General features: G+C 38.8%; 18 protein-coding genes, 4 tRNA genes and 1 pseudogene. 15 read left to right on the top strand and 8 right to left on the bottom strand.

The window, feature by feature from the left end:
• Positions 1–93 precede the first annotated feature (93 nt).
• The 9 genes and pseudogenes from AA974_RS04370 to AA974_RS04330 all read left to right on the top strand — a co-directional run bounded on the left by AA974_RS04370 (position 94) and on the right by AA974_RS04330 (position 7501).
• Entirely contained in the window at positions 94–1032 is a 939-nt protein-coding gene (locus tag AA974_RS04370) for an NAD(P)H-dependent glycerol-3-phosphate dehydrogenase (RefSeq protein WP_064433580.1), read from the top strand.
• Between the two features lie 13 nt (positions 1033–1045).
• Positions 1046–1942 (top strand): glycine--tRNA ligase subunit alpha, encoded by an 897-nt coding sequence (gene glyQ, locus AA974_RS04365; RefSeq protein WP_033122925.1) that lies wholly within the window; start codon positions 1046–1048, stop codon positions 1940–1942.
• A gap of 1 nt (position 1943) precedes the next feature.
• The gene (locus AA974_RS04360; RefSeq protein ID WP_064433579.1) at positions 1944–2675 is read left to right on the top strand and encodes a GTP cyclohydrolase I; all 732 of its coding nucleotides are present in this window, start codon (positions 1944–1946) and stop codon (positions 2673–2675) included.
• A gap of 9 nt (positions 2676–2684) precedes the next feature.
• Positions 2685–3449 (top strand): zinc ribbon domain-containing protein, encoded by a 765-nt coding sequence (locus AA974_RS04355; RefSeq protein WP_064433578.1) that lies wholly within the window; start codon positions 2685–2687, stop codon positions 3447–3449.
• On the top strand, positions 3450–4631 hold the full coding sequence (gene waaA / locus AA974_RS04350) for a lipid IV(A) 3-deoxy-D-manno-octulosonic acid transferase (RefSeq protein WP_064433577.1): 1182 nt from the start codon (positions 3450–3452) through the stop codon (positions 4629–4631).
• Positions 4632–4649: 18 nt separating this feature from the next.
• Positions 4650–5378 (top strand): RluA family pseudouridine synthase, encoded by a 729-nt coding sequence (locus AA974_RS04345; protein ID WP_064433576.1) that lies wholly within the window; start codon positions 4650–4652, stop codon positions 5376–5378.
• Positions 5379–5386: 8 nt separating this feature from the next.
• On the top strand, positions 5387–6241 hold the full coding sequence (lgt, locus tag AA974_RS04340) for a prolipoprotein diacylglyceryl transferase (RefSeq protein ID WP_064433575.1): 855 nt from the start codon (positions 5387–5389) through the stop codon (positions 6239–6241).
• Positions 6238–6870, top strand: a pseudogene (gene rdxA / locus AA974_RS04335) (oxygen-insensitive NAD(P)H-dependent oxidoreductase RdxA). The gene lgt and the pseudogene rdxA overlap by 4 nt, the downstream one beginning before the upstream one ends.
• Before the next feature lie 64 nt (positions 6871–6934).
• On the top strand, positions 6935–7501 hold the full coding sequence (locus AA974_RS04330; RefSeq protein ID WP_064433574.1) for a hypothetical protein: 567 nt from the start codon (positions 6935–6937) through the stop codon (positions 7499–7501).
• A gap of 2 nt (positions 7502–7503) precedes the next feature.
• Here AA974_RS04330 and AA974_RS04325 read toward each other — a convergent pair whose 3' ends face one another.
• On the bottom strand, positions 7504–8160 hold the full coding sequence (locus AA974_RS04325) for a CinA family protein (RefSeq protein ID WP_064433573.1): 657 nt from the start codon (positions 8158–8160) through the stop codon (positions 7504–7506).
• A 10-nt stretch (positions 8161–8170) separates the two neighbouring features.
• The gene (recO, locus tag AA974_RS04320; protein WP_064433572.1) at positions 8171–8785 is read right to left on the bottom strand and encodes a recombination protein RecO; all 615 of its coding nucleotides are present in this window, start codon (positions 8783–8785) and stop codon (positions 8171–8173) included.
• An 80-nt stretch (positions 8786–8865) separates the two neighbouring features.
• Here recO and accD point away from each other — a divergent pair, with 80 nt between their 5' ends.
• From accD to AA974_RS04305, 3 genes are read left to right on the top strand one after another with little or no spacing between them, the layout of a single operon-like run.
• A complete protein-coding gene (gene accD, locus AA974_RS04315; RefSeq protein WP_064433571.1) occupies positions 8866–9735 on the top strand; it encodes an acetyl-CoA carboxylase, carboxyltransferase subunit beta in 870 nt (289 codons plus the stop codon).
• Between the two features lie 13 nt (positions 9736–9748).
• Positions 9749–10201, top strand: a complete 453-nt coding sequence (gene rlmH, locus AA974_RS04310; RefSeq protein ID WP_064433570.1) for a 23S rRNA (pseudouridine(1915)-N(3))-methyltransferase RlmH — start codon at positions 9749–9751, stop codon at positions 10199–10201.
• Positions 10202–10210: 9 nt separating this feature from the next.
• Positions 10211–11224, top strand: a complete 1014-nt coding sequence (locus AA974_RS04305) for a LapA family protein (protein WP_064433569.1) — start codon at positions 10211–10213, stop codon at positions 11222–11224.
• A gap of 364 nt (positions 11225–11588) precedes the next feature.
• On the opposite strand, the gene AA974_RS04300 is transcribed toward AA974_RS04305, so the two are convergent.
• The 6 genes from AA974_RS04300 to AA974_RS04275 form a co-directional block, all read right to left on the bottom strand.
• Positions 11589–11951: a hypothetical protein gene (locus tag AA974_RS04300; protein ID WP_064433568.1), complete on the bottom strand. Its 363-nt coding sequence runs from the start codon at positions 11949–11951 to the stop codon at positions 11589–11591.
• Positions 11952–12267: 316 nt separating this feature from the next.
• Entirely contained in the window at positions 12268–13758 is a 1491-nt protein-coding gene (locus AA974_RS04295; RefSeq protein WP_064433567.1) for a Na+/H+ antiporter NhaC family protein, read from the bottom strand.
• A 125-nt stretch (positions 13759–13883) separates the two neighbouring features.
• Positions 13884–13971 (bottom strand) — tRNA-Ser (locus AA974_RS04290).
• A 51-nt stretch (positions 13972–14022) separates the two neighbouring features.
• Positions 14023–14097, bottom strand: a tRNA-Cys gene (locus tag AA974_RS04285).
• A gap of 57 nt (positions 14098–14154) precedes the next feature.
• Positions 14155–14241 (bottom strand) — tRNA-Leu (locus AA974_RS04280).
• A gap of 41 nt (positions 14242–14282) precedes the next feature.
• Positions 14283–14357 (bottom strand) — tRNA-Gly (locus AA974_RS04275).
• 347 nt (positions 14358–14704) lie between these two features.
• Here AA974_RS04275 and AA974_RS04270 point away from each other — a divergent pair.
• The 3 genes from AA974_RS04270 to AA974_RS04260 are packed head-to-tail and all read left to right on the top strand — an operon-like array spanning position 14705 to position 17729.
• Positions 14705–15082 (top strand): RidA family protein, encoded by a 378-nt coding sequence (locus AA974_RS04270; RefSeq protein WP_000665793.1) that lies wholly within the window; start codon positions 14705–14707, stop codon positions 15080–15082.
• 21 nt (positions 15083–15103) lie between these two features.
• Positions 15104–16336 (top strand): NAD(P)/FAD-dependent oxidoreductase, encoded by a 1233-nt coding sequence (locus AA974_RS04265; protein WP_064433566.1) that lies wholly within the window; start codon positions 15104–15106, stop codon positions 16334–16336.
• Between the two features lie 40 nt (positions 16337–16376).
• Positions 16377–17729: an alanine/glycine:cation symporter family protein gene (locus AA974_RS04260; protein ID WP_064433565.1), complete on the top strand. Its 1353-nt coding sequence runs from the start codon at positions 16377–16379 to the stop codon at positions 17727–17729.
• The last annotated feature ends 2 nt before the right edge of the window (positions 17730–17731 follow it).

Below are 17731 nucleotides of genomic sequence, written 5' to 3'. Positions count from 1 at the left end.
GCATGCTCGCACCAAAGAATTTGCCCGTAAGAGCTATTTTAAACTTATTATTGTAAAATGGTGAGTTTTACAATCAATGAGATCAGGAATTTAATGGAAATTGCAGTATTTGGTGGCGGGGCGTGGGGGAGGGCTTTAGCCTTTGCTTTTGGAGAAAAGAATGAAGTCAAAATCATTTCAAGGCGCGATTTAAACGAGCCGTTAAAAAAGCTCAATGACGCTTTGATTTCTAAAGGTTCTGCCCCCATAGAGCAAGTGGATTTAAAAAGAGGCTTAAAAGCAGCACTCTATGTCATCGCTATTAGCGTGCAGCATCTGAGGGAATGGTTTCAAAACGCTTCTTTAGCTAAAAACGCTAAGGTTTTGATCGCTTCTAAAGGGATAGAGGTTTTAAACAGGGCGTTTGTGAGCGAGATCGCAAAGGATTTTATCGATTCTAATTCTTTGTGTTTTTTAGCGGGCCCGAGTTTTGCGGCTGAAATCATTCAAGGCCTGCCTTGCGCGTTAGTCATTCATTCTGATAATCAGGCTTTAGCGCTAGAATTTTCCAATAAAACCCCCTCTTTTATCAGAGCCTACGCCCAACAAGACATCATAGGGGGTGAAATCGCTGGCGCGTATAAAAATGTGATAGCCATTGCTGGGGGGGTTTGCGATGGTTTGAAATTGGGCAATAGCGCTAAAGCGAGTCTATTGTCTAGAGGTTTGGTGGAAATGCAACGCTTTGGAGCGTTCTTTGGGGGCAAGACAGAGACTTTTTTAGGGCTTTCTGGGGCCGGGGATTTGTTTTTAACCGCTAATTCTATTTTATCTAGGAATTATCGTGTGGGTTTGGGGTTAGCCCAAAACAAGCCTTTAGAGGTGGTTTTAGAAGAATTAGGCGAAGTGGCTGAAGGGGTGAAAACGACCAACGCCATTGTGGAAATCGCTAGAAAATACGGCATTTATACGCCCATTGCGAGCGAATTAGCCTTGCTTTTAAAGGGTAAGAGTGTGCTAGAGAGCATGAACGATTTGATCAGACGCGCTTAAAAGGAAAGAGAGCATGCAAGATTTTTCAAGTTTATTATTAAAATTACAAGAGTATTGGAAGAATCAAGGCTGTTTGGTGATCCAGCCTTATGATATTCCTGCAGGAGCCGGGACATTCCACCCGGCCACGCTTTTAAGGAGTTTGGATAAAAAGCCGTGGAATGTGGCGTATGTCGCGCCCTCTAGAAGGCCTACTGACGGGCGCTATGGGGAAAACCCTAACCGCTTGGGGAGTTATTACCAATTCCAAGTAGTCATCAAGCCAAGCCCTTCTAATATCCAGGAACTCTATTTAAAAAGCTTAGAAGTGTTAGGGATAAACCTTAATGAGCATGATATACGATTTGTAGAAGACAATTGGGAGAGTCCGACTTTAGGGGCATGGGGGCTTGGCTGGGAAGTGTGGCTTGATGGCATGGAGGTTACGCAATTCACTTATTTCCAGCAAGTGGGGGGCATTCCTTGTAGCCCTATCCCCGTAGAAATCACTTACGGCTTAGAAAGATTGGCGATGTATGTCCAAAAAGTGGAAAATATCCTAGAGATTGAATGGGCTAAAAAAAATCATGACAGCGTGAATTACGCGCAAGTGCATTTAGAAAGCGAATACGAATTTAGCAAGTATCATTTTGAAATAGCGAGCGTGAAAAGGCTATTAGAAATGTTTAAAAACGCACAAGCTGAAGCCTTGCATTGCTTGGAAAACAAGCTCCCGCTACCGGCTTATGATTTTGTGATGCTATGCTCGCATTTTTTCAATATTTTAGACGCCAGAAAAGCGATTTCGGTGGCTGAAAGGCAAAACTATATTTTACAAATCAGGGATTTGGCAAAAGGGTGTGCCGTTCTTTATAAAGAGCAAGAAGAAGAGAGGGAAGAGCGCTTAAAAAACGCTTTAACAAAGGCTTAAAATGGCGTTAGTTAAGGAAGTGTTGGAAGTTTTAGAGTGCCTTTCGCCTTTTGAACTCCAAGAATCATGGGATAATAGCGGGTTGAATGTGGGGAGTGAAAACCATGAGTTTAGCCAGATTATCGCATGTTTAGAAATCACGCTTAAAATCGCTCTAAACGCTCCCAAAAACGCTCTAATCATCACGCACCACCCTTTAATTTTTAAACCCTTAAAAACGCTTAATGATGAAGCTTATCCGGGTAATATTTTAAAAATCTTAATCCAAAAAAACATTTCAGTCATTAGCATGCACACGAATTTTGACAAAACGCATTTAAACAAGCATTTCGCTAGCACGCTTTTAGGGTTTGATGGTTTGACAGAAAAAGGCCTTATGTTAGTGAAAGAAAACGCTAATATAGAGTTTGATGCGTTGGTGAAAAAAATCAAATCTTCTTTAGGGGTGGGATCATTAGCGTGTGTCAAAAGTTCTCAAACTATTAAAGATTTAGCGTTTGTGTGCGGATCGGGAGCGTCCATGTTCTATTCTTTAAAAGCGCAAAGCTGTTTAATTACAGGCGATGTGAAATACCATGACGCTATGATCGCTCAATCTTTAAATATCAGCTTGATTGACGCCACGCATTATTATAGCGAAAGGGGTTTTGCGCTGATTATGGCTGAAATTTTGCATTCTTACAATTATTTGGTTACAATAGAGAATTTTAAAAACCCCTTGCAAATCATTTAAAGGAAAGCGATGAATACCCATCTCAAACAATTGATTGAAATTTCGCATTTGGATAAAGAAATTGACTCCTTAGAGCCATTGATCAGAGAAAAACGAAAAGACTTGGATAAAGCCTTGAATGATAAAGAAGCGAAAAATAAAGCGATTTTGAATTTAGAAGAAGAAAAATTAGCCCTAAAATTACAGGTTTCTAAAAACGAGCAAACTTTACAAGACACGAACGCTAAAATCGCTAGCATCCAAAAGAAAATGAGCGAGATCAAATCCGAAAGGGAATTGCGCTCTTTAAACATTGAAGAAGATATTGCTAAAGAGCGCTCCAACCAAGCCAACAGAGAAATTGAAAATCTGCAAAATGAAATCAAGCACAAAAGCGAAAAGCAAGAGAACTTAAAAAAAGAAATGCTAGAGCTTGAAAAATTAGCACAAGAATTAGAAATTTTAGTGGAAAACGAAGTCAAAAACATCAAAGAAACCCAACAAATCATCTTTAAAAAGAAAGAAGATCTCGTAGAAAAAACCGAGCCTAAAATCTATAGCTTTTATGAAAGGATTAGAATATGGGCGAAAAACACGAGCATTGTAACGATCAAAAAACAGGCTTGTGGGGGTTGTTTTATCAGATTGAATAATAAGATTTATACCGAAGTGCTAACGAGTGGGGACATGATCACTTGCCCGTATTGCGGGCGTATTTTATACGCTGAGGGCGTGCATGAAAACAGCACTCAACCTCCAAAAAAAAGCCAAGAAGAAAGCCAAGAATCAGTTTGATTGTTTAAGTTTTTCTACCTTTTATTTTTAACTTTGGGGCATCTTCTTTGTGTGCCTTTCATCTTTTTTTGGAGTTTTAAGGAAAAATACCGCCATTCTTTAAAAGCTCGTTTTTTTCTCAAAGACAATTTTTTAAAAAGCGAGCCGATTTTTTGGTTTCATGCATGCTCTTATGGGGAGGTCAAATCCTTAGAGCCCATCATTCAAGCTTTAAAAGAGCCGATTTTAATTAGCGTTACCACTAATACCGGTTTTGAATTAGCTGCTCAAACTTATCAGTATTCTCAACACATAGAAGTGCGTTACTTGCCTTTTGAAACCCTATTATTTGCATGGAAAAAAAACTTAAAACGCTTAAAAACTTTGGTGGTTACAGAAGCGGAATTGTGGTTTAATGTGTTTGATACGGCTCAAAAATTAGGGGCAAAAACCATGCTCATTAACGCTAGGATCAGCGTTCGTTCTTACCCAAAGTATCAGCGTTTTTCTTTTTTTTATGCGCTTTTATTCAAACGCATTGATTTGGTTTTAGCACAAAGCCAGGATGATAAAAAGCGCTTGTTGGATCTAGGGGCTAAAAAAGTGGTGGATTTTTTGAATATCAAGCGTTTTTCAAAGCCTGTAACCACTTCGTTTTACCCTAAAAACCCGAGCGCTTTAAACATTGTTTTAGCCAGCACGCATGAGGGCGAAGAGGAATTAGGGTTAAAAGCGTTTTTAGAATTGAAAAAGACTTTTCAAAACGCAAGACTTTTTGTCGTGCCGCGCCACCCTGAGCGTTTTAAAAGCGTGCAGAATTTATTGCAAGATGTTTTAAAAACGACCCCTTTTAGTTGGGAGTGTTTTTCTTCAAAAGGTTTTGTGGAATGCGATATTTTGTTAGTGGATAGCTTGGGGGAATTGAATAACTTCTATCCAATCGCAGATATTGTCATTTTAGGGGGTTCGTTTGTCAAAATGGGGGGGCATAACCCTTTAGAGCCGGCGTTTTTTAATACGCGCTTGATCACAGGGGAGTATATTTTCAACCAAGTAGCGTTGTTTGAAACAATCAAGCCTTATAAAATCGTTCAAAAAGAGGATTTGTTAGACGCTCTTTTAGATTATAAAAATTTAGGCGTGGTGCGTTTTTTAGAAAACGGGCATGATTTAAACGAATTGCTCGCATTCATTAAACATTAAAAAGGATAAAGGATAAACATGGAAAAAGCTTATAAAATATTGAGCGTTCAAGAAAACATTTCGCATAAAAAAGCCAAAGCTTTGATCGATTTGGGGTTAGTGAGTGTAGGGGGGAAGAAATTGATGGTCGCCAGAAAAGAATTACCCAAAAACACGCGTTTTAGCGTCCAAAAGGTTGAAAAACCCAGCGTGATTTTTGAAGATGAAAACATTCTAGCCCTTTTTAAACCCCCCTTTATAGAGAGCTATGATTTAGCTTCTTTTTTCAAAGACTGGGTGCTGTTGCACCGCTTGGATAAAGAAACGAGCGGGGTGGTTTTATTGGTGAAAGAAAATTCAGAATTCCACTTAAAAGCTAAAAAGGCTTTTAAAAATAGGGAGGTTAAAAAGGAGTATTTAGCGCTAACTCAAGGCATTATAGAAGAGGAGCAAGAAATTAATGCCCCCATTCTTACGATTAAAACCACTAAAGCTTTCAGTAAAATCTCTAAAAAAGGGCAAGAAGCGGTTACGATAATCACACCCTTAAAAATCATCAACAAAAAAACCCTTTTAAAAGTGGGAATCAAAACCGGAAGAACCCACCAAATCAGAGTCCATTTAAAGCATATCAACCACCCCATTATAGGCGATACGCTTTATAATAGTGATCCAGGTTCAGCCAAACGCTTGATGCTCCATGCACACAAAATCGCGCTGCTAGGGTATGAATTTGAAGCGATCGCTCCTAGAGAATTTGAAATTTAAGGATGAACATGAACGCTTGGAATGCAATTTATGATCAATTTAACCCCATCGCTTTTAGTCTTGGCAGCATTGAAGTGCATTGGTATGGTTTGGCGTATGCGTGCGCGATTGTTATCGCTTTTTATATGGCGTTAAGAATGATCCAAAAAGACCCCAAGCGATTCCCCATTGAAAGGAAGGAATTTGAGAGTTATTTTCTATGGGCGGAGCTTGGCATTGTGCTAGGGGCAAGGATAGGATACATTCTTATTTATGAGCCTAATTCCAGCTATTATTTGACGCATTTTTGGCAAATCTTTAACCCTTTTGATAGAAATGGGAATTTTGTAGGCATTCGTGGGATGAGTTATCATGGGGGGTTGGTGGGGTTTCTGATCGCTTCGTATCTTTATAGTCGTAAGGATTTGAAAAAGCTTTTGATTTATTTGGATTTGATTGCGATTAGCTTGCCTTTAGGGTATGTTTTTGGGAGGATTGGGAATTTTTTAAATCAGGAGCTTGTGGGGAGGGTTGTCCCCAAAGACAGCCATTTAGGGCAAATCATAGGCATTATGGTGGATAACGAATTGCGTTATCCCAGCCAATTGATTGAAGCGTTTTTAGAAGGGGTTATCGTGTTTTTAATGGTGGTGTGGGCTAAAAAACACACCAAAACGCATGGGTTGCTTATTGTGGTTTATGGCTTGGGGTATTCCTTGATGCGCTTTATTGCGGAGTTTTACAGAGAGCCAGACAGCCAATTAGGGGTTTATTTTTTAAATTTGAGCATGGGGCAAATTTTAAGCTTGCTTATGGTAATTGTTTCATTAGGGATTTTATTGTATGCTACGAAAAATTCTAAAAAAATAAAGGAAAACCAATGAAATTTTTGGATCAAGAAAAAAGAAGACAACTACTAAACGAGCGCCATTCTTGCAAGATGTTTGATAGCCATTATGAGTTCTCTAGCGAAGAATTAGAAGAAATCGCTGAAATTGCCAGACTATCGCCAAGCTCTTACAACACGCAGCCATGGCATTTTGTGATGGTTACTAATAAGGATTTAAAAAATCAAATTGCAGCACACAGCTATTTTAATGAATAGATGATTAAAAGCGCTTCAGCGTTAATGGTGGTATGCTCTTTAAGACCTAGCGAGTTGTTACCACACAGCCACTACATGCAAAACCTTTATACGGAGTCTTATAAAGTCAGAGTGATCCCGTCTTTTGCTCAAATGCTTAGCGTGAGATTCAACCACAGCATGCAAAAATTAGAAAGCTATATTTTAGAGCAATGCTATATCGCTGTGGGGCAAATTTGCATGGGCGTGAGCTTAATGGGATTGGATAGTTGCATTATTGGAGGCTTTGATCCTTTAAAAGTGGGCGAGATTTTAGAAGAGCGTATCAATAAACCTAAAATCGCATGCTTGATCGCTTTGGGTAAGAGGGTGGCAGAAGCGAGCAAGAAATCAAGAAAATCAAAGATTGCTGCCATTACTTGGTTGTGATTAAACAAAATCAAAAACTTTTTAACTATAATCAAATTTCAATTAAAGTTTAAGGAGTGGTATTTTGTTTAAAAAAATGGTTTTAATTACTCTTTTAGGGGTGTTTTCAAGCACTTCATTAAGTGCTAAGAGTTTTTTAAGAGATGATGGGATTTTAATCTCTGATTTAAAGGGCATGAAATCAGAGCTGTCTGATGCACCTGCTTGGGTTTTTGAATATCCTAAAGTCCCCTACGAAGAAATGGGCGTGGCGTATATCCCTATTAATAATAAATATTTAGGGATTGAGCAAGCGACCTTAAACGCTAAATTGAACTTGATCGTGGTTTTTCATGAAATCATATTGAAGTATAAAAAACGCTTCATGGAGCAATTCCATGAGTCCGAGCAAACGGCTACGAATATCAGCTACGCTATCTATAATTACCTAGCGACTAAGATTCAGGTATCCGACACTTACACGAATTTAAAATCTGAGGTGGCTGTGGTGAAAATCAAGCTAGAGGGTTGCCAGATTGAGCAAATCAAAAGGTATTTAAAAGCGAGCGTTGAAAACCTTAACGATAATGAAATCGCTTACATCACTAAAGTGGTTCAAAAAGAGCTTGGTAGTGTTTGTGCATTAAGGTAGTTTTATAAGATTCTAGCGAGCATGTTTAGGGCATGCTCTACGCTTTTATTTTGAATGCTTTCTCTGTTCCCTTCAAAAAAACAGCGATCGATTAAAGCTTGAGATCCTGATTTTTGCACGCCAATATAAATCGTGCCTACAGGATTAGCCTTGCTCCCCCCATTAGGGCCAGCCACCCCACTGATCGCAAGCGCTAAATCCGCTCTAAAATTTAAAAACACGCCTAATAGCATTTCTTTCACGCATTCTTCGCTATAAACCCCAAAGACTTTTAAAGTCGTGGCATTGACTTTCAATAATTCGCACTTAACCTCTTCATTGTAACACACAATACCCCCCATAAAAACCGCTGAAGCCCCACTAATGGAAGTGAATGCATGCGATAATAACCCCCCAGAGCAGCTTTCAGCCACCGCAATTTTTAAATCTAAAGATTTCAAGCGCTCTATTAAAGCGTTTGCGCTTTTTTTATGATCGTCTAATTCCACAATATTGGAGTTAAAAAGCGTTTTAAGATAAACTCTCGCTTGTTGGATATTATCGCCTTTTAACTCAATGCAATCTTCTTTGACTTGAGTGAGAATGTTTAGTCGTTTCAATTCTTTTTCAATCAAAATAAAACCGCTTTCATTATCCATATTCAAAAATTTAAATTTCATTTTTAACCTTTCAAAACCCTAAATTCAGCGTGCGCCATAATTCTTCCACTTCTTCTATTTCTAAATCAATCGTGCTTTGAGTGCGAAAAAAAGCTTGGATTTTTTCTAAATCCAGGCTTTTAGATTTCAAACAAGAGGGGTGCGCTAAAACAAACCCTTGCGCTAAAGCGGCAGAACGCTCTAATTTTTTATCGCATAAAAAACAAGAATTGTAACTTTGCAAGCGCCCTTCAAAGTTCAAAAGCGTTGCATACATTTCTAAAATTACTCTTAAGGGGTGCTGTTTGGAGAGTTTGCTAGCCCCATCATCTAAAGTGTCAAAATAGATACTATCCAAAGAATGCACGCCTTCTAAATGCTTGAACAAGAGAGCGCAAAAGCGTTGCCAAAAAAACAAGCGCTCCATTTCTCTTTCCCAAAGATAGCCTAAATGCAAAATATTCCTTAACTTGGGTAAAAATTTATCATCGTTTTCTTCTTCAAAATCAATTTTACGCCCCACATTCAGCACGCTATGGCGTTTGCCATAGAAACGATAGAGGGTTTTGAGCTGGTTTTTGGTTAAAATGCGCACGATCAAATCTTCATCTCTTATGCTTTGTGTTTGTAAAAGAAACCCTTGCATCACTACTCTTAAGCTAATTTTGTTTATTATAAGCAAAACTTGGATACAATCCTGATAAAACTGCAAAATTAAGGAAAAACATGGGATTTGCAGATTTCTTTAAAAATTTTAAGATCAATAAATTGCGGACAGCACCAAGTAAGGAAGAACAGCCAAGCCATTGGGTGAAATGCCCTAAATGTTATGCGTTAATGTATCATAAAGAAGTGTTTGGTAAATACAGCGTGTGTTTGAAATGCCATTACCATTTCCGCATGAAGGCGGCTGAAAGGATTGAATTTCTATGCGATGTGGGGAGTTTTGAAGAGTTTGACAAGCACTTACGGCCTAATGACCCTTTAAATTTCGTGGATAAAGAGAGCTATAAACAACGCGTTAAAAAATACGAAAAAAGGACTAACCGCCCAAGTTCAGTGATCAGCGGGGAGGCTAAAATCAACCGCATGCCTTTGCAGATCGTGGTGTTTGACTTTAGCTTTATGGGAGGGAGTTTAGGCTCTGTGGAGGGGGAAAAGATCGTAAGAGCGATCAATCGCGCGGTCGCTAAAAGAGAAGCGTTATTGATTGTTTCAGCGAGTGGGGGGGCTAGGATGCAAGAATCCACTTATTCGCTCATGCAAATGGCTAAAACGAGCGCGGCTTTGAACCGGTTGAGTGAGGCCAAACTCCCTTTCATTTCGCTCTTAAGCGATCCCACTTATGGGGGCGTTAGCGCGTCTTTTGCTTTTTTAGGGGATTTGATTATCGCAGAGCCTGGAGCGATGATAGGTTTTGCAGGGCCTAGGGTGATTAAGCAAACTATAGGGGCGGATTTGCCTGAGGGCTTTCAAACAGCGGAATTTTTATTAGAGCATGGCTTGATTGATATGATTGTGCACAGGAAGGATTTGAAAAAAACTTTGAGCGATTTGATCGCTATGATGATGCATAAGACTTCAAAGATTTTTTAAAGTTTTAACATTGATGCGTTGCGTGGTGTATTCTATCGCTAAAAGTTCGCCTTTAGAGCTAGTGAAAATCTATCAAAAGCAATGCAGGCAATTTGATTGCGAGCTGGAATTAGTGGATTTATTCCCTAAAAATACCGCCAACGCTCAAAAAGTTTCTAAAGAACTCGCTCAAAAAAGCTACTCTCTAGCCTTTGAGCCGTATTTAAACCTTAAGGCAAAAAATATTGCCTTACACCCTAAAGCTCAAAGGGGCGATAGCTTTGCGTTTAGTAAAATGTTAGAAAATCATCTTAATATTAATTTTTTTATCGCTGGAGCGTATGGGTTTGAAGAAAATTTTTTAAAGGATTGTCAAGCTTGGAGTTTGAGCGAGATGACTTTTAGCCATGAAGTGGCTAAAATTGTCTTATGCGAGCAAATCTATAGGGCTTTAAGCATTATTTTTAAGCATCCATACCATAAATAGGAGGTGCGCATGCGTTTTTACATTATCTTTACATTTTTGTTCATTGTGGGTTTTGGCGTGTTTGCTTATAGCATCGATCCGCAAGCTTATGCTTTCAATTTAGGGAGCTATAGCTTTAATTTTCCCATTGCCGTATGGCTTATGGGCGTTTTGGGCATGTTCGCTTTTTTTTCATGGGTTTTTTTATTCAAGCACAATCTCAACCATAAAATCCGCTTATACCATGAAAAGAGGGATTTTGACAAATTGCTCAAACAAATCCTATCTCAAGACACTCAAAAGACTTTTTTAAAAACGAAATTTAAAAGCGATCTCGCTAAAAACCTCTCTCAAATCTTAGCCCGTTATGATTTAAAGGCTGATTTGAACACGCCAAGTAGCGGGTGCGAAAAAGTGGATAACCTTTTTAAGCATTACCACAATATAGAAAATAACACCCTTGAGCCTAAAGATCACGCTAAGCACTCTCTTTCTTATGAGCATGCTTATTTTTCTAAACGCTTGAAAGCTTTCATTCATAACGACTTAAAAAACGCCTTTGAAGTTTTAACAAACGCGCAAATCCCTTTGGAATTACGCCGCTACGCTTTTATAGAAATCGCCCAAAAAGGCAGCAAAAAAGAGGTTTTAAAGGCTTTGAATGCGATGCAAGATAACTTGGATAAAGAGTGCGTGAAGTCTTTTTTAAAAGCCTTTTTTGAAAAATCTTTAAACACAGACACTTTAAAGATTTCAGAGCTTTGCAAAAGGGTGGGTTATGATAAGAATGATTATTTAAAGCTCGCGCAAAAAGCGCAAAAATTTCTTGTCCCTGATCAATGGTTTCAATTTTTTGAGATTTTAAGCCAAGAAGACGATAAGGCGCAAAAAGCCTTTTTATTCGTGTTGTTAGAATTAGAAATGAATGATCTCGCTAAGGAGCATCTAGCGGTTTTATCCTTTGAAGAATACATGCTTTTAAACGCTTACATGGATTTGAAACAAGAGCATAAAAAAGCTTATAAATTAGAAGCGTTTTTGTAGGGGGGTTGTTTCGCTTCATGGCTTTAGGGCAGATAAAAATAGATGATTACAAACCATGAAATCAGTCATCAAAGAATGGGCTAATTGAGTCGCTTTTAGCGCTAAATGATAAGAGAAAAGAGACTAGTCTTTTAAACCTTGATGGAACTAATCCTAAAAAGAAACCACTAAAGCCAAAAATACGCCATAACCCACCATAAAAAGTTTTAGTGACTCGTATTTGATGGAAACAAAAGTCTTTTTATTTTCTTCTATGAGTTTTTATCAATATCTTGAAAATACTTCACCCAATCAAAATAAATTTGTGTTTTTAAAAGATAATAAAAAGATAATAAGGGTATTAAAGAATACCCCAAATAACGCTTTAAAAACGCACCACCATAGTGGCCATGTATGAGCCTGATTTGAAGTTGCTAGGAGCGCCTTCAGGCAATTTGATATGGAAATACTTTTGACAACCATTAACCGTTTTTTCATAATTTTTAGTGAAAGAATGATGGTGGCGGTTTTCCAAAGGCCCTTTCATGTGTTTGCTCATTAACGCAGAATGTTTCAATTTGACAAACAGAAGCAAGTTTTCACCGAACAATGATTGCATCGTGAAAGCGAACGCTCGTTTGTAAAAGGTGCGTTTGTCAATGTCAATCCCAATAATCCCACTTCCAGCCGAATAGACTACAGGTTTTGAATACAATCTCAGATCATCGCCACTCAAAACGCTCAACAAAATCCCTAAACCTATTAGTGTCCTAACCCCATTTTCTTTCCTTAAGATATAACATTATCCGTATGTTTAACAGATAAGGAAATTTAACTTAAAACACCTTAATGATTGATTAAAAAATTAAAAAAAAATGTATTTTTTTAAAAAGCGTTACTCTTTAGAGATTTGTGAAGATTTTTATAATTGTATGGCTATTTTTGAATAACTTTTTTTAATTGATTGATAATAGAATGAGACTCTTTTTTGGTCAAATATGGATCTCTAAAACCTTATTTTAATTTTAAAAAATGGGATTTTTAAGCTTTGCTTAAGTCAATATTCAAGTTTTTAGATTTTCGCCATAAAACCTTTTTAAAAGATAAAACACCCCCACAAGCAAAGCCACACCGATTAAAAGAGCAAGCGAGCGCGAATGCATAAAACTTGCCACCCCTAAACTCACCGCGCTGCAAAGCATCGCAATAGTCGCATAAGGGAGTTGCGTGATAAAATGGCTTTGCACCGAACACCCTGCCCCCGTAGCCGATAGTATAGTCGTGTCAGAAATGGGGCTTGTGTGATCGCCATAAACAGCCCCAGAAAGGATCGCTGAAACAATCAAAATAATATCGCTTTCACTAGCCATGCCCGCTCCAATGGGAAGCATGATCGCAAACGCCCCCCAGCTTGTGCCGGTAGAAAAGGCGATAAACCCAGAGATTAAAAAAAAGATTAAAGGCATATACACGCCTCCCCCATTATTTAAAAACTCCTTGCCAATGTGAGCCAAGTAAAACCCTGTTTGAGCGTCATCTCTAATCACAGGTCCGATAGCCCAAGCGAGCGTTAAAACCAATATCGCCGGCCCCACACTCTTAAAGCCATCAAACATTAGTTTAAAAAAGCTCCCTTTTTCTAAAAATTGATAAGCTAAAAGATAAGTAACAATGAGCGAAAACAGCCCTCCATAAAAGAGCGAAAAACTCGCATCAGTGTTTTTTAAGATCACCCCAGTGTAAAAAATCAATGATGAAATGGACACAATCAATAATAAAATAGAAAGGGGTAACAAACTCAAGGGGGCTAGTTTTGAAGAGCTTTCTTCTTGTTCACTATAAAAATCCTTCACGCCTATGTTTTGATACTTTCTCATGCTAGGGAGGTTGATTTGCCATAAAATAGTGAGAAAGACTGCAATGAGCGCAAAAATCGCATAATAATTACTGCTTAAGCTTTGAGCAAGCACCGAAAAACTATCTTTTAATAAGGGCGAGCTGTCGTTATTCATGATCCCCATAATATATGCCCCCCAGCTAGAAATAGGGACTAGCAAGCACACCGGTGCTGAAGTGGAGTCTATAATATAAGCCAAGCGCTCTCGTGTGGAGTTATGAGCGTCGTTTAAAGACTTTGAGATTTGCCCCACGGTCAGGGCGTTAAAATAATCATCTACAAAAATAATAATGCCTGAAAAAAAGGCGATAAATTCAGGGGTTTTAGCGTTTTTTGAGTATTTTTTAGCTTTTTTGACAAAGTTCTGTACGCTACCGGATTTTAAAATTACTTGGCTTAAGATGCCTAAAAAGATTAAAAATCCAAAAACATAGAGGTTGGAAAGGTTGAAATTAAGCCCCTTTTCTGGATCATAAGCGTAAAAAACGGAAGTGACTTTATGATAAATATATTCTACAAGTTGAGAAAGGTGTAAAGAATGCATTAAAACAGCGCTCACTAAAATGCCTACAAACAACGAGAGTGCGACTCTTTTAGTGAAAACCACCATTAAAATAACGCTAAGAGGAACAATAAGGCTTGATGCTGACAATCCCACCGAATAAAATCCTTTAAACTAATCTTTAAATTTCAATTAAAAGAGACAATCAATATTCACAAAATTCTTTGTTAAAAGAAGAGATGAATTTGCCAAAACAAATCGCTTAAAAGATTTTAATCAAGTGGCCGGGAGAGAGGGATTCGAACCCCCGGAGGTATGACCCTCAACGGTTTTCAAGACCGCCGCTTTCAACCACTCAGCCATCTCCCGCTATTTTCATAAAAGTCCCTACAATACAAAAGTCCCTAAATGACTACAATATGGAGGCGACACCCGGATTCGAACCGGGGAATCAAGGTTTTGCAGACCCATGCCTTACCACTTGGCTATGTCGCCTTAATTTTAACACTAGCGTATTAAAAAATAAAATCAAATCACGCTCAATTTGAAAAATGGTGCCCAAAGCCGGACTTGAACCGGCACGGTATTGCTACCGAGGGATTTTAAGTCCCTTGTGTCTACCAATTCCACCACCTGGGCAAACTAAATAGAAACCATGCTCTAGAAGTTAAATCAAAATATGGAGCGGGAAACGGGGATCGAACCCGCGACCCCGACCTTGGCAAGGTCGTGCTCTACCACTGAGCTATTCCCGCACTCTTTATTCAAAAAGACGATTGTTATTGTATCTAAACTCAATAATAAAAGTCAAGGTTTCGTTCAAATTTCCAAGTGGCAATGAGTGTCTATAAAAACGCTCAAAGGCGTTTTGTAAAATAAGCCATAATGAAAGGGCTTGCAAGCGAGTGATCTTTAATACTTAATGATAACAAGCCTAAAATTCAAATAAAACCCGTTTAAGAATTTCTAAATATGAGTAAAAAATATACAATACCTTATAATAAGATGAAAATTCATAGCGTTTTGCACTCATTTTTTATTTCTTTTTAATTTGATTGCATAATAATAGCTGACATAACATATAATCATAGGAGTTTCAATCATGAAAGAAGTCATCCATTCAACACTAGCCCCAAAGGCTATAGGCCCTTACTCTCAAGCTATCGCTACTAACGATCTTGTTTTTGTCTCTGGGCAATTGGGTATTGATGCGAGCACTGGGGAATTTAAGGGTGCGGATATTCATTCTCAAACCACGCAGTCAATGGAAAATATCAAAGCGATTTTAAAAGAAGCAGGGTTAGGGATGGATAGCGTGGTTAAAACGACTATTTTATTGAAAAGTTTAGACGATTTTTCGGTGGTGAATGAAATCTATGGGAGTTATTTTAAGGAGCCTTATCCGGCCAGAGCGACCTTTCAAGTGGCTAAACTGCCTAAAGACGCTTTAGTAGAAATTGAAGCGATAGCCATTAAGTAATTGATTAAAGGGGCTATCAGCATGAAAAAAGAAGTCGTGGTAATAGGTGGTGGGATTGTAGGGCTTTCTTGTGCGTATTCTATGCATAAATTAGGGCATAAGGTTTGCGTGATTGAAAAAAGCGATGGCACAAACGGCACTTCTTTTGGGAATGCCGGGCTCATTTCTGCGTTTAAAAAAGCCCCTCTCTCATGCCCTGGTGTGGTGTTAGACACCCTAAAACTCATGCTCAAAAACCAAGCCCCTTTAAAATTCCATTTTGGGCTTAATTTAAAGCTCTATCAATGGATTTTAAAGTTCATGAAAAGCGCGAACGCCAAATCCACGCACCGCACCATGGCGTTGTTTGAACGCTACGGGTGGCTGAGTATTGATATATACCATCAAATGCTAAAAGACGGCATGGACTTTTGGTATAAGGAAGACGGGCTTTTGATGATCTACACTTTAGAAGAAAATTTTGAAAAAAAAATCAGAACTTGCGATAACAGTGGTGCTTATAAGATTTTGAATGTGAAAGAGACCAAAGAATACATGCCCGTTGTTAATGACAATATCTGCGGGAGCGTGCTTTTAACCGAAAACGCGCATGTGGATCCAGGCGAAGTGGTGTGCTCTTTGCAAGAATATTTACAAAATGCGGGCGTGGAGTTTCTTTATAATGAAGAAGTGGTTGATTTTGAGTTTAAAAGTAATCTCATTGATGGCGTTATCACGCATAAGGAAAAAATCCAAGCAGAAAAAATTATTCTAGCTACAGGGGCTAACCCCACTCTCATTAAAAAAACCAAGAACGATTTTCTAATGATGGGGGCTAAAGGTTATAGCATCACTTTTAAAATGCCTGAAGAATTAAAACCCAAAACCTCTTCTTTATTTGCGGATATTTTCATGGCGATGACCCCACGAAGAGATACCGTTAGGATCACCTCTAAACTGGAATTAAACACTAACAACGCTCTCATTGATAAAGAGCAAATCGCTAACATGAAAAAGAATTTAGCCGCTTTCACGCAGCCTTTTGAAATGAAAGACGCCATAGAGTGGTGTGGTTTCAGACCCTTAACCCCTAATGATATTCCTTATTTAGGGTTTGACAAACGCTATAAAAACTTAATCCATGCGACAGGGCTGGGGTGGCTTGGCATCACTTTTGGTCCAGCCATTGGTAAAATTATCGCTGATTTAAGCCAAGACGGAGCGAATGAAAAAAATGCCGATATTATGCTTTTTTCTGCATTTTTTAGGGATTAAGGGATTTCTTTTTTAAACCTTAGTTGATTAAGGAGTTTTTATGGAAACGATTGATTCAATGGTGCGTTTGTTATCTAATTTTGTGTGGGGGATTCCCATGCAAATTTTATTAGTAGGCACCGGCTTGTTTTTAACCTTCTATCTTAGGGGTTTGCAATTCAGTAAGATTTTTTATGCAATCAAAATCCTTTTTGACAAAGAGTCCCAATCTAAGGGCGACATTTCGCAATTTTCCGCTCTCATGCTCTCTTTAGGGGCGACTGTAGGCATTGGGAGTATCGTAGGCGTAGCGACTGCTATTAGCCTTGCAGGGCCAGGAGCGGTGTTTTGGATGTGGGTTACTGGGCTTGTTGGCATGGCGACTAAGTATTCTGAGGGGATTTTAGCGGTGAAATACAGGGAAAAAGGGGCGTTTGGATACAACGGAGGGCCTATGTATTACATCAAAAACGGCCTTAACATGCCCAAACTCGCCATGGCGTTTGCGATTTTTACGATTATTGCAAGCATTGGCACCGGCAACATGACGCAATCTAATGCGGTTTCTTCCATTTTGAGCGAACAAGCGAACTTGCCTAGTTGGGTTTCAGGCTTATTGCTCACTCTTTTAACCGCTGTTATTGTCATAGGGGGGATTAAATCCATTGGTAAATTCACTTCTTACTTAGCTCCTATTATGGTGCTTTTGTATTTGATCGCTATTATTTATATTATTGCTAGCCATTTTGATTTAGCCATTCAAGCGATCAAACTCATTTTTGAAGAAGCCTTTAACCCTAAACCCGTTGTTGGCGGAGCGAGTAGTGCGTTGATAGCGACGATGATAAAAACGGGCGTGGCTAGGGGGTTGTATTCTAATGAAGCGGGGTTGGGGAGCTCAGCCATTATTGCCGCAAGCGCTCAAACGCACCACCCGGTGCGTCAAGCTCTAGTGTCCATGCTCCAAACTTTTATTGTAACTTTAATCGTGTGTTCGGCAACAGCGAGCGTGATTTTAATGGCGCCAGAATACAACACCTTGCTCCCTAATGGGGAAAAATTGAGCGCTAATTTGCTCACTCTAAAAAGCACGGAGTATTTTCTAGGCTCATTAGGGATGGTGGTGATTTTTTTGACCATGATCTTTTTTGCCTACTCTACGATTATTGGTTGGGCTTATTATGGAGAAAAATGCACTGAATACGCCTTTGGTGAAAAAAAAGTGAAATATTACCGCTTGATCTTTTTAGCGAGTGTGATGGTGGGGGCTATGGCTAAAATTGATTTTGTGTGGAATTTAGCGGATCTTTCCAACGGGCTTATGGCTATCCCTAATTTGATTGCGTTGATTTTGTTGCATAAAGTGGTTTATTCTGAAACGCGTTGGTATTTTAGCAAGCATTCTAACAAGTAAGA

The organism is Helicobacter pylori, assembly GCF_001653475.1.
GTDB classification, from domain to species: Bacteria; Campylobacterota; Campylobacteria; order Campylobacterales; family Helicobacteraceae; genus Helicobacter; species Helicobacter pylori_CM.
This window is presented reverse-complemented; position numbering and strand designations above follow the sequence as displayed.